The sequence below is a fragment of the Lysinibacillus sp. FJAT-14222 genome (assembly GCF_001278875.1).
Lineage (GTDB): Bacteria > Bacillota > Bacilli > Bacillales_A > Planococcaceae > Lysinibacillus > Lysinibacillus agricola.
This window is the reverse complement of record NZ_LIYL01000059.1, coordinates 195,086-208,153: the sequence shown is the minus strand read 5'-3', so window position 1 is coordinate 208,153 and position 13,068 is coordinate 195,086. Positions and strand designations below refer to the sequence as shown.

Genomic DNA, 13,068 nt, shown 5'->3' with positions numbered 1-13,068 from the left:
TCATCGGACGCCCCCAGGAGCTTTGCTCTGTGCGAAAGCGAAGCGTCAGCAGCAAAGCGCTCAGTCGGAACGGAAATCAACCCTACGTTATCGTGATTACCCACTAAATTCGAAGAAAATAAAAAAAGTTGAATCGAAATGATGGTTTGCCAAGTCTAATAGTCAGAAGGAGGCGATTTTCATTACTACAAAGCAAGAATCACTTGTAGAGTTAGCGCAAAACGGAGATGAGCAAGCATTTTATCAGCTTATTGAACAAGAGCAACATAAGTTATATCGAATGGCTTATGTTTATGTCCAAAATGAAAATGACGCCGTAGAAGTTTTTCAACAGACCATTATCCGTGCGTATGAGGGCCTACCTCAATTAAAGGATCCTCAATATTTTTCTACCTGGTTAACGCGCATTATTATCAATTGCTGTAAAACCTATCTTGCCAAGAAAAACTCTGTACAGCTTGTCGAACCACATTCATTAGAGGATCTCAATAGTACATCACCTACATATATCGAAGAAGAACTAGATTTATGGCATGCACTCTGCAAGCTAGAGGAAAAATATAAAACGGTTTTACTATTACGTTTTTATCAAGACAACTCTGTAAAGGATATTGCTGTGATTTTGCAATGTCCTGAGGGCACAGTGAAAACTCATATTCGCCGAGGCTTACAAGCTTTACGACAACAATTAAAGGGGGCATATATAGATGAATGGGTTCAATCCGTTGAAAGAAGTCATTAATGGGATTCCAATTCCCGAGGGACGTTTAACAGAAGTGTTACGCGTTGAAGGGATGTCAAAAATCTTTCAACAAAAGCATCATACGGTCAATGCATTGAAAAATATCCATTGTACGATTTATCAAGGTGAAATGGTGGCCATTATGGGGACGAGCGGTTCTGGTAAAAGTACACTGCTAAATATGATTAGTGCCATCGATGAACCAACTGAAGGAGCGTTATTCTTATTTGGAAAGGAAGCGCATGATATTTATCAAGAGCCAAAAGCATCGAAATTCCGTAAAGAGAATATCGGCTTTATCTTTCAATCATTCCATTTGTTGAAGGATTTATCAGTTGAAGATAATATTGCGCTCCCCCTTATCCTCAATGATGTACCAAGTAAAGAGATCAAAGTACGTGTACAGCAAATGATGGAAAAACTAAATATTGCTGCCTGGGCAAAGCATCGACCAAATGAGCTTTCTGGTGGTCAAAAGCAACGAGTAGCTATAGCACGCGCCATTATTGCAAACCCGCCAATTTTACTGGCCGATGAGCCGACTGGTGCATTGGATGTGAATACGACAGATGAAATTTTAGAGCTGTTAGTAAACTTGCAAAACAATATGAGTCAAACCATTTTACTCGTGACACATGACCCTTATGTGGCTACTTATGCAAACCGTGTATTATTCTTCCATGATGGTGCCATTGTGGATTCCTATCAAAATACGCAAACAGCTGAGGATTTAGATTGCATTTTATCAAAGTTCAAGCTGGTTACTAGAGGTGATGTGTAATGTTTACGATGCGTACCATTGCTCTGAAGCTATTTCGTGCAGCGTGGGCCAATGTATTAACGAGTATAAGTATTATTACCATTTCTATTTGCCTTGTCATGACAATGAGTGTTTACATATGGAATGCTAATAGTCAAATGAAGGAAGAAATACAAGCATTATATGGAGAAATGGATATAATGGTCGGCTATAATCCCGAGCAAAATATGCTATTAACTTCTCAGCAAATCGAAAATTTTGAGACAATGCCAGGTGTGACAAAAGTTTCTAGTGTGTCACTAGCTCATACAATTGTTGAAAATGAAAAAAGCACATCATTTTATACAGTTGGTGTTGAAAGCGATGACTTAGTGAAAAGCCGCTATCATTTTAATGTCAATCTTGGTCCGAATGATGTTGTTATTACTGAAAATGTGGCGCGTCTCTTCCACAAAGAGGTTGGCGATACTCTAAACGTTACTTTTAATAAAACGGTTGGAGACTCAGTTGAAGCAGATACAGGCAACTTTACGATACAAGAAATACTTCCACCTCTAAAAGGCACAGATAGCCCTAATATAATCCTAATACAAAATGATGTGTTGAAAATGTGGATGGAAAATAGTAATGCACAAACAGCCGGTATGTTTGCACTCATAAAAACGGAAGATAATGTGGCAACCGCAGTTGGTACGGATTTGAAACAGCTCGATGGAACATTACGTGTCGATGTCATGAGTGACTATGATGACTTCAAGAGAAATTTACAAGCATTAATGATTTTTATGATTGTTCTGTCATTCTTTATCTTACTTATTTCAAGCGTCTTACTACTGTCAACGTTCCAACTATTATTCCACAAAATTAAAGAACAGCTTATGGTATTACGTGCACTTGGCGCCTCCACAAAGCAAGTAGGACGCATTGTACAATTGCAATTATCTTTAATCATCGGCTTCGGTGTATTGCTGGGGACATCGATCAGTTTATTAGTAATAAAAAGTTGGCTACCACAGCTCATTAGCATCATGAAAATGCCAGATGCAAAAACTAATTTACCGATGATCTTTGTGTTAGGGATTGCTATTGTAAGCTTTTTATTGCTCCAGCTAATCACAAAGTGGCAAGTCCATAAAAGCTCTAGTCTATTACCTTTACAAATCGCAACAGAGAATGAAAATTTAAGTTTACGATGGGCAAAATGGAAAACGATTATTGTGAGCGGCGCTGCAGTCATATCCCTATTCTTGTTTTTGAATGCTTATAAAGTCGGAAAGAATAGTGGGCAAGGTGCACTCATGATTTTAATTGGCACATTACTTGTCAGTGGAATTTTCCTTTATATAATGCCATATCTCTTTACAGCACTATTCAAAATTTCATTGAAGCCTATTCGTACTGTGTTCGGCAAAGAAGCATACTTAGCGTGTCATCAGCTTATGCCACAGGTACGAAGAAATACACCGATTATACTTAGCATTATCGGGTTAATGGTCATTTTAATTTTCGGCAGCTCTTTATTTAAATCGGTTCAGCAAAACTCATATGAGTATATTAACTCTCAATATGAAACGTCGATTAAAATTGAAAATGAATTAAATGACCCAACTATTACACCTGCTCTAACAAAAGAAATTGAGGCATTGCCGAGCGTGTCCTATGCCTATGCACAAAGTAACTTTGCTTATATCTCATTACTGATTGATGATAAATGGACATCAAATGACATTATTGCGATAGATGTTCCTAAATATGTTCAATTAGATAAGCTAGATGCTATTGAAGGTGATTTTAAAAATGGGCTTATTGTTAAAGAAAGTTTTGCAAAAGAACATAAATTAACTGTTGGGGATCACTTAAAAGCAGGTACCTATGATAATGCATTACATCAAGAAGTTCCTATCGGCGAATTTCAAATTATTGATATTGTAGATTCTCCAATTAATGATTCCGATTTAATGGTTGATTGGTCCTCTTTCCTTTCAAACCTTGAAACAACAAGTATTAGTAGAACAAATATAACAGACATTATCGTGGAAACAGATGATACAGATCAGGCATTAACTGACCTCTCTTACTTACAAGAGCGTTGGCCAGCTTTAAAAATTACTGATAAAGAGACATTTATCAGGCAAAACGATGAAATGACCTTCCAGCGCTGGAGCCTTTTTGTTGGCGTCTTTGTTATTTTAATTTCTGCTACTTGTCTTGGCGTATTGCAAACATTGCTTCACTCCATTTACTCAAGACGTGCCGATTATGCGATCCAGCGGCTTATTGGTCTTTCACCTCGAGGATTAATTAAGCTGATTTTGACGCAAGTGTTATCCTTTGTCCTTTATGGACTGGCTGTTGGGACATTTCTTGGACTTCTAGTTACAAAATTAATGTTCACAATTGATGGAGGATCTTATGACTTCGTTACATTAGGTGTTACGAGTATCGTCTTTTTAGGCGCGACACTTATTGTCTTTACGCTACAAGGTTACTGGATTAGTCGTAAAAAATTGGCAAATGAAATGATTGATATTTAAACGAAAGCAGACCCTTTTTTGTAGCAGAGGGTCTGTTTTTCATTTATCACTCAATTGTTTCAGTTTATCGCCCTATTTTTTTGATTTATCACCCAACTATTTCAGTTTATCGGACACTTTTTCAAATTTATCGACATCTTACGCACCTACAAACAACACTGCTTGTCCGATCGCAATAAAAAAGGCTTCATGCTGTATCGGGCTGTTGTCTTCAATTTGTAGCGTAATCTCAAAATGTGTCTCACAAAAGACAGCCTGCCAGCGAGCAATCGGTTGATCGTCAAGAGAAAATACGGACCAGTCCTCCATTTCCTTGTTCAAATTTATTTTTTGGACGCCATCTGTGATGATTAGATCAGGAATCATAATTTGCCAGCCATCATAGGCAATCATATACTCTTTGCCTGTAACGAAATCCTTCCCTCGAAAATGCACTCGCCCACGACGCGACATCTTCTTACATGTAAAAAGAGCCTGACCAGCAATATCGCTAACATCAAAACGTACAAAATAACGATAGTCCATCGTGCGGTCAAACGCCTTTTTCAATCCATTCGAATACACACGTTGAACAGTAGACGATACTTCGCCCGCTTCATTTAAAATTGCGACTGACTCCGTTGACTCAATGGCCGCTGGTTGTTTATATGTATAAATCTTCAATCCGTTCGCTCCTTCATTCAGTTGCTTCCTATAAACTAACACAAAATAAGCGCCAAATACAAAGGTAGTATTTGACGCTTTGAATGTTTATTTAGTTTGCTTAGGTACTTCGACTGTGAATGGTTGGAACTTCACTTCTTTTAGTGACGACTTATCAAATGGTATTTCTGTTTCTGTACCATCTTTATCCATTTGTACGCCACCTCCGCCTGAAGGAAGCGATAAATAAGGGGAGATCGTTAATTTTTGAACAACGTCTGAAATCGGGTCAAAGGACTTGGTGCTACTAAATTTCCATACACCATTATCGAAATGACCTTCTGTCCCACCTGAATGCGATGTTATTTCCTTGCCATGCTCATCTGTAATACGGAATTCTATAAACGATGCACCTACTTGTGGATTATCAATTGTCCCCTTTTCAGTAGCTTTATAGTCAAGTGCTATACCTGATGGGCTAAATGAAATTTTGGACACATCGAGTTGAATGCCTTCTGCTTGTTGCTGATGACTAACTGGAACATAAATAGTATTCGTAATCTTTTTAACAGGAACTATAAATTCCCACTTTTCCCCTTCTTTCCCTTCTAACGTTAAGCCCATTTCAAAGGAATCCGGCATGTCCTCCTTCACTTCAAATCTTGCGATGCCTGTACGGACCGTTGAATTTAAATCTTTTTCACCATAGCCACCAGAACTCACTTTAGGGTTTTTACCATTAATAGTAAAGTTCGGTCCTGCCCCGAAGTAATTCTCACTTAATTCCTTTTCAGAATCAATCGTAAGTCCTACCGTAATATTAGATTCGTCATAAAGGATTTCATCTACGGTTACAGAAATACCGTTAATTGTATGCTTTTCTCCAACAGTGCTTGTTAACCCTTGTTCACTAGCTTGTTTTAGGCCAGGTAAGCCTGAGTTACTGAATACTGACCCGACAATTGGTAGCTGTGATAATGTACTTGCGAAAGTTGGTGATACATATGCGACAGAACCGATCATAATACTAAATGCGGCCGCCGCACTTGCTACATATAATAATGGTTTACGTTTACTTTTTCTTTTCATTTGCACAGGTGTTTGAGTCATATTTGTTTGCTCCTCTGCTTGTTGGATTCCTTTGGTAATTGCTGCTCGTACCTCATCTCTAGGGAATTCTGGAAGGGGTCCGTTTTCATTAAATGGCTTTTTCATTGAACGTTGCACTCCTTTCTAATTCTCGCTTCAACTGTTTTTTTCCACGATGCAAATACGTCTTAATAGTGCTCACAGGCTTTTCCATTACTTCAGAAATCTCTTTAATCGGTAAATCGTGATAATAAAATAAAATGATGGCCATTTGTTGAGAATGATTCAATTGATGTATGGCATCCGATAAATCGATTGGATTCGCCATAACATTTTCTTGCTCCTGTAACCGATTTAATAATTCACTTTCTTCATAAGGAATAATTTTTTGCCCTTTTTTTAGCAATCGGTAGCATTCATGTATTAAAATGCGAAACAGCCATGTGGAAAAAAATTCTGGATGCTTTAACTGATGAACGGTTAGATAGGCTTTACATGCTGCTTCTTGGATAGCATCCAATGCATCCTCTTTTTGGCCAACATAAGAAAACGCGGCATAGAATAGTTTTTCTTCCTCTAGAATGAGTAGCTGCTCAAACGCTTCCTTATTCCCTGCAATAGCCTGTTTGACGATAGATAAATCATGTTCCATGCTGTTTCCCCCTTTCAATACTTAGAGTAAATAACTCTATCAAAAGGTTTCACTTTGTTAAAATTCTTTTTTCAATTGTTGGGTGAACCCCACTTCGGCAGTCCTATCCGTCGTTCAGTCGATACTTTCCGTCGCTCTGACGGTTCTCTCCGTCACTCTGTTTCGATGTATGTATACCGTAACTAATATTATAGAACCAAAAAAGTAGACTACTTCAACTTAAAGTAGCCTACTAAACTTTTCTTTATTTATCCAATTTAAAAGTAATGTCGCCAACCCCAAGTTCTGAATTAACCTCTAATACTACATCAGCTTTATCATATGCTTCGTTAACATAAACCCCTTTACCTTTAGAAATTAAACCTTCTATATTTGAAGTGCCGATGCCTTCTTCTGTCGTAAGTTTTACACCAACCTTTGATGGTAAAATGACAGTAGTTTGCCCAACACCTGTTTCAATATTCGTTTCGAAGCTTTTTTTCCAATCACCACCTAAGTTCACACTTAGATCACCAATACCCGTTTCAATATCTAATTTTTCCAACTGAAGCCCTTGTAAATCAATTTCTGCATCCGAGGCACCTGTTTCGATTGACAGGTCCATTGGAATATCTTCATTCAGTTCGATATCCCATGTATTTTTTATTTTTCCAAGACGCACGTTAGTAGAACCTTTATGGTCAATCACTACTTTTCCTGTCTTGCCGCGTAAGTCATATTTAACTTTTGGTGCCAGTTTATCAATATTATATTGAGCAGTCCCCTCAACCCAATCCTTGGCACCCTTTTCAACTGTAATTTCTCCAACCCCAAATTGTAATTCAACATCTAACCTCTCTGCTTTATCCTTTTCCACTAGAATTGTTTCATCTTTGGTTTTACCTGGCATGACTGAGTTACACCCAGATATAACAAATAAGGAAGCACCCATAACTAAACCAAGTCCAATAATTTTTTTCAATGTAATTTCCTCCCGCTATATAATCTTCCAATAAATTCATTATATAGGAATATTCATTATTAAAAACGACCCTCCGCTTTAAATTCTTCTAAGACCTAAGACGTAGGGACGACTCATTTCATAGATATGTCAAAAATGAACCCCGTATGAAGGCATCTTACCTTCATACGGGGTAACTGTTAATAGGTAAAAATTTTTGAATCATTATAGAGAATATAGGTTTTTCCTTCATGATCCAATGCATGTATCACCAATTGTGAAGTAGCTATTTCTGATTTAAAAGGTACTGATACTAATTGTGCTACATTCGAATCAACTGCAATCTCCATTCGCTCAGCATCAGTGTCTATTATTAATTTTTCGATGTTATGATTTTCAAGTAATGGAATAACAATGTAGTGGATGTCTTTCAAATAAACGGCAGTCATTGTATCTAATTCACTCTGTATAAAGAAATCTAATGCATAGCCTTTTCCATTATGCTTGAAAATTGATATACCTTGAAAGCCATTCTCCGAAAAATAGCCAATTCTATACTGTTGAATCGTTATTGTATCATTCATTTTAACAGTATTAGGATGGAATGGTCCCCATTTTATAGCATTTTGAATTTCCGCTTCATTTTGTACGTAAACGCGATAGCCAATTCGTTCAGACATATTTCCTAAAATGGCAATCATAATGATGATACATAGTAGTACACGCCAAAACCATTTTTTCATCAAAGCAAATAATGCAAAAATAAATAAGGAGACTGTACTTGCTAACCCTACTACCATCCAAGGACGCTTTAATACGCTATAGTCTTTAAACTTCCCAGACTTTTCTGGATAAAGATTTGAATCGATGATTGCCGACGTCGTTGATTGGAAATCATTTTGGGATAGCATTAGCTTTAAACTGATTAACAGACATCCTGATACGACTACTGTTAGGATAATAGGCGTTAACGGTGTTTGCCTCTTCGTTTTTTGATTGATTTTTTGAAACGTTTTTACATGACTTTCATGAGAGAATTTACCTTCCTTATACATTTCGTTGATGGCATTACGAATCTGATCCATATTCGAACCCCTCCTCCAATAGCGTGATCCCAACCATTTGACGCGCTCGCCTTAATCGTGTTTTCACCGTATTTTCTGGTAGCTTTAACAGTTTTGCAACGTCCTTTAAGGAAAACTCGGCAAAGTGAAATAGTAGTAGTACATCTTTGTATTTCGTTGGAAGTTTTTCAATCGATGTCACTAGCATTGCATCCGTTTCACCCATCAATACTTCCTTCTCAGGATTATTGGAAAGGCTCTTTAATTTGTCCCAGTAATCAATGACTTGTATTTTTTTATAGCGCCAGCTTGAAAGATAACTATGGCAATTGTTGATCGCAATTCGATATAAATATGTTTTGACGGAAGCTTCTTCACGAAACTGGTCCATTTTCTCATAGTATTTAACAAATGTGTCTTGTACCAAATCCTCGGCCACTGTCCAATCTTGAACATATGTATAGCATACTCGTAATAAATAATCTCCGTAAATTGTCATAGCACTAGATAAGTGAGCGTCCTTCTGTTCTTTTAACATTTTGCTCGCCCCCTTTGCTTCAAAAGCATTTATAGTTAGACTAATGAACAATGAAAAAGTTTCATGAAAAAATAAATTTTTTTCCATGAAACTTACATGTTAAGGGATATCCTTTCCCTCCACTAAAGCTTTTAAGTTGACAAGAGAAGCGTCATAGCCACTCCTAATCAATTATGCCTCGGCATACGGACGCCCCCAGGAAGCTCTGCTCTGTGCGAAAGCGAAGCGTCAGCGGCAATGTTTTATCTGTGCGAAAGCGAAGCGTCAGCAACAATGTTTTATCTGTGCGAAAGCGAAGCGGCAGCAACAACAAAGCGCCCAGTCAGAACGGAAATCAACCCCATGTTATGGTAATGAGCCAAAATTCACCTTTTTATCGATCTATATAAATTAACTGCACCTAGCGCTACAAAGATCGCTACAATATCCATCGCCAATTGATAGCTTGAAAAAATAGTGACCATGAATCCAAATAACGTTGGGGCAATCACAATAAATAGTTGATTCAACGTCAAAGCTGCACTCACAGTTAGACCTACATAATTTGGATTCGATTGTTCTGTCACACAAGCAATGAACAATGAATACCACCCAAGAGCCACAAAGCCTAATACAAAACAAAACAGTAGCATCAAAATTTCCACATGTAGCATAAGTGGCAATATTACTGTAAGAATAACTGCACCCGCCATCACCATCATTAATAAATGTTCTCGCTTCTGTGCAAAAAATTGATCACTAATCCAAGCAATAGCTACCCTTCCAACCATTCCTCCTATTAATACAAGGCTTAAATATTGTCCCGCCTCCGTTAAGGAATAACCTCCTTCTTGATGTAAATAACTCATGAAATGGGCAACGAGTATCATTTGTAAGGTCATCATGACGATTCCTACAATATAGATTGGATATAAATTCTTATTATTTTTAATGGCGTTGAGCTTCTCTTTTAAGGTTACAGATGTTGCTGCTACCGTTACGCGATTTTTAGGCTCCTGATAAATAAGTAAAAAGAGTAGTCCGCCAGCAATAGCTACCAAGCCTTGAACAAGATGCACTGATGACAGGCTAAAATGATGGTACATATATGTGAGAATGACTGATGCTAGAGCTCCACCGATTGGAATGCCTGTTTGTCGAATGCCAATCGCCAGCCCGCGATGTTTGTCTGGAAACCATTTTACGATTGCCGTGCTGCCCCCTGTTTGCGCACTTCCGTACCATATCCCCACGACTAGTAATAAAATTAACAATACCGTATAGTCATTTACTAACATTAGTAGCAAAGCTGAGAACCCTAATAAAATGGAGCCCCATCCGATGATTTGTTTTTCCCCTTTTTTATCCATTAAATAGCCAAACAAAATCATTGAGAAAATTGGCCCAATATTAACTGCAGAAACGATAAATCCTGTTTGTAACGATGATAAATTCCATTCAATTTGATAAAATGTAGCAATTGGTCCCATGCCGTACGTAACAAAAGTTGCCGCAGTTTGAGAAAGCGTAGCCACTAATACGATAATCCATTTATAATATGTATTCATGAAAATTCCTCCAATACCGATACACTGATTCATTTGTGTAGAATAACTTTATGTACAAGAGTTTACGCTAGCCCTAGGAATGCGTAAAATGGAGGAAAGTGATAGTGGCTATCAAAAAATTTTATAGGTGTGTGAAATACAACATGAACATAGAAGAAATAACATTAAAAATCGAAATTTTGGAGAGGCAAAATCTCAGTAAATCTGCAGAAATGACGAATTATACTCAATCTGCCTTAACTTCTAAAGTGAAAAAAATGGAGGCTGAAATTGGCCAAGAGGTTTTTAAGCGTACACCACAAGGCTTGAAGATTACGGATGTAGGCATACAATATTTAAACTTTTTAAAGCTTATGACACAGGAATACGATGAATTTTTACAAGCAATTGGATCGGCACAAACGGACACAAAAATTAGCTTTGGTACTTCACATACAACGATCAAAATTTATGGCGCACCCATTATGAATGCCTTGCAGACAAATAATATTCCTTTAGATGTCGATTTCATTGTGGAATCCAGTACTTCTTTAAATCAAAAAATACACAATGCCGAAATGGATTGTGCACTCACGAGTAATCCTATTAAACATTATTCTGATTTAAATTATGACATGATTGCAACAGAAACTTTTGAAGTCATATCGAATAATACATGTATCATTAATTTTGAGGAACGTTCACCCGTTACACTACTTGTGTTAAGCAGAGGCTGTATGTATACACATGCGATGGCAGAGTGGCTAAAAAAGAATCAAATTCCATTTACGATGAAAGAAATAAAATCAGTAAGTAGTATTCTTGATTTCCTACAAATAGACAATTCGATTGCTGTGTTAAATACAAAACTAATTGATCTTTATAACTATCCCAACATTCACTATTACGATTTGCAGCAGCTAAACAAGGTGATAGAAACTGTCTTTATTTACAAGAAAAGCGAAAGTAAACAATCTTCTATTTTTCAATTAAAACAAGTTATTGAATCGTTGTTGCTGGAAGACCCTATCGAACAAAGCTAGTTCGATAGGGTCCAAATTAATTTATCGGAACAATTTCAAGGTTTATCGGAACAAATTTTTGATTTATCGGAACAATTCCAAGGTTTATCGCCCTAATTTTTAAATTTATCGCCTAACTTTGATTTATCGCTCAACTTTTTTTATTTATCACCTAACTTTTAAAATTTATCACCCAACTTTTCTTATTTATCACCTAACTTTTAAAATTTATCACCCAACCTTTCTTATTTATCACCTAACTTTTAAAATTTATCACCCAACTTTTTTTATTTATCACCCAACGCTCAATAAATTCAAAGAACCGCTAACCCTTGCGAGCCAAAATAAGGAAGTTGAGTCCAAGCAGCAACCTGCAATCTAACTAGACTTCCATTCCCTTGAATAGCAAATACGGAGACTGTCCCCTGATTGCCGTTAAGGGTGTAAAAATGCCGTCCATCTTTACTCACTCCAACATCCATCGGCAGTCCTGGAGCAGTGCCAACTGGTGTACTGGTAATATGCCCTGCTACTGACAGTGCACCATTGGGATCGATCCGGTAAGTGGAAATAGTGCCACTTAAAGTATTAGTTATGAATGCAAAACGTTCATCTCTTGTCGTGATTACCCAGCATGCGGTTTTATAGCCGTTTGGTACAGAGCCACTGATTACATGAAGAATCCCGTCGTTGCTCATTGAATAGGATGACAGGGCATTCGAACTTGCTTCAGTAACTAAGAGAATTCCAGATGATAAAAAATAGGCACCTAATGGGCCATCACCATAAGAGTCATTAACGGTCGGTTCTGTAACCGTACCATTTTGATTTACATTGTAAACACTAAGACGGTTTGAAGTATACTCGGTTACAAGGAGCTTATTACCATCACGCGTGAAAAGAACTTGAGCGGGCTCGGCATTGATAGTGCTGAGAGAACGTGAGGAGCCAGCAATAGGAGTAAGGCGTCCGTGTTCATCTATCCGAAAACCCATGATGTTCGATGCAAAATTGTTTGCGGCATACCCTACATTGGCAACATAGACAAGATCTCCAAATATATCTACACTATTTGGCTGAGCACCTCCCGATGGCTTCACATCCACGAGAACAGGCGCACCGCTGTCACTAATGATAAAACTGCTAATACTATGGCTGCCTGCGTTTACTGCGAGTAGGAAACGACCATCACGAGACAAGGTTAAAGCTCCTTGTGACGTAAGGGGATCGACACCATTGTTTGGCGTTGCAGCAGAAACTTTCCTTGTACCAGTACCTCTACCATTAGTTGGATAGGCACCCACAAAGGCGAGCATCCCATTTGTGTCCCTGTAAAAAGCAATGACTTGATTCATCACTTGATTATTTGTCATCATGTAAACCATACTCACATTTGCAGAGAGATTTTTGTTCATAAAAACTTTCCTCCTTTTATAGTTTTATATGGTTCTTTTACGATTTCAATTCCCTAAAATTAATGTAAATTGGTTTAAAGGATTATCATCTGCTTATGAATATGCACGTGTGTCAGGATTATTATTAATTTCTCTCTATTTACA

General features: G+C 37.5%; 12 protein-coding genes. 4 read left to right on the top strand and 8 right to left on the bottom strand.

Translation table 11 applies throughout. The features are described from left to right. The first annotated feature begins 280 nt into the window (after window positions 1-280). From AN161_RS24720 to AN161_RS24710, 3 genes are read left to right on the top strand one after another with little or no spacing between them, the layout of a single operon-like run. Window positions 281-742 (top strand): sigma-70 family RNA polymerase sigma factor, encoded by a 462-nt coding sequence (locus AN161_RS24720; RefSeq protein WP_343069274.1) that lies wholly within the window; start codon window positions 281-283, stop codon window positions 740-742. Next, window positions 708-1,523 carry an ABC transporter ATP-binding protein gene (locus AN161_RS24715; RefSeq protein WP_082340399.1) on the top strand — a complete coding sequence of 272 codons (816 nt, stop codon included), beginning with the start codon at window positions 708-710 and terminating at the stop codon, window positions 1,521-1,523. Before AN161_RS24720 ends, AN161_RS24715 begins: the two co-directional genes overlap by 35 nt. Then, a complete protein-coding gene (locus AN161_RS24710; RefSeq protein WP_053596966.1) occupies window positions 1,523-4,036 on the top strand; it encodes an ABC transporter permease in 2,514 nt (837 codons plus the stop codon). Before AN161_RS24715 ends, AN161_RS24710 begins: the two co-directional genes overlap by 1 nt. A gap of 138 nt (window positions 4,037-4,174) precedes the next feature. Here AN161_RS24710 and AN161_RS24705 read toward each other — a convergent pair whose 3' ends face one another. From AN161_RS24705 to AN161_RS24675, 7 genes are all read right to left on the bottom strand, one after another. After that, complete coding sequence (locus AN161_RS24705) at window positions 4,175-4,699, bottom strand: hypothetical protein (protein ID WP_053596965.1); 525 nt, start codon at window positions 4,697-4,699, stop codon at window positions 4,175-4,177. Between the two features lie 87 nt (window positions 4,700-4,786). Beyond that, entirely contained in the window at window positions 4,787-5,893 is a 1,107-nt protein-coding gene (locus AN161_RS24700) for a DUF4179 domain-containing protein (RefSeq protein WP_053596964.1), read from the bottom strand. After that, the gene (locus tag AN161_RS24695; RefSeq protein WP_053596963.1) at window positions 5,877-6,419 is read right to left on the bottom strand and encodes a sigma-70 family RNA polymerase sigma factor; all 543 of its coding nucleotides are present in this window, start codon (window positions 6,417-6,419) and stop codon (window positions 5,877-5,879) included. The genes AN161_RS24700 and AN161_RS24695 overlap by 17 nt, the downstream gene beginning before the upstream one ends. A 244-nt stretch (window positions 6,420-6,663) precedes the next feature. Beyond that, the gene (locus tag AN161_RS24690) at window positions 6,664-7,380 is read right to left on the bottom strand and encodes a toast rack family protein (protein ID WP_053596962.1); all 717 of its coding nucleotides are present in this window, start codon (window positions 7,378-7,380) and stop codon (window positions 6,664-6,666) included. Window positions 7,381-7,559: 179 nt separating this feature from the next. Further along, window positions 7,560-8,444, bottom strand: a complete 885-nt coding sequence (locus AN161_RS24685; RefSeq protein WP_053596961.1) for a hypothetical protein — start codon at window positions 8,442-8,444, stop codon at window positions 7,560-7,562. Next, window positions 8,428-8,961: a sigma-70 family RNA polymerase sigma factor gene (locus AN161_RS24680; protein WP_075807360.1), complete on the bottom strand. Its 534-nt coding sequence runs from the start codon at window positions 8,959-8,961 to the stop codon at window positions 8,428-8,430. The genes AN161_RS24685 and AN161_RS24680 overlap by 17 nt, the downstream gene beginning before the upstream one ends. 365 nt (window positions 8,962-9,326) lie before the next feature. Then, window positions 9,327-10,541: an MFS transporter gene (locus tag AN161_RS24675; RefSeq protein ID WP_075807351.1), complete on the bottom strand. Its 1,215-nt coding sequence runs from the start codon at window positions 10,539-10,541 to the stop codon at window positions 9,327-9,329. A gap of 71 nt (window positions 10,542-10,612) precedes the next feature. Between AN161_RS24675 and AN161_RS24670 the strand changes: the two genes are divergently transcribed. Next, the gene (locus AN161_RS24670) at window positions 10,613-11,530 is read left to right on the top strand and encodes a LysR family transcriptional regulator (RefSeq protein WP_241774642.1); all 918 of its coding nucleotides are present in this window, start codon (window positions 10,613-10,615) and stop codon (window positions 11,528-11,530) included. Between the two features lie 293 nt (window positions 11,531-11,823). On the opposite strand, the gene AN161_RS24665 is transcribed toward AN161_RS24670, so the two are convergent. Next, window positions 11,824-12,924 carry a beta-propeller fold lactonase family protein gene (locus AN161_RS24665; RefSeq protein ID WP_053596958.1) on the bottom strand — a complete coding sequence of 367 codons (1,101 nt, stop codon included), beginning with the start codon at window positions 12,922-12,924 and terminating at the stop codon, window positions 11,824-11,826. Window positions 12,925-13,068: the final 144 nt, after the last annotated feature.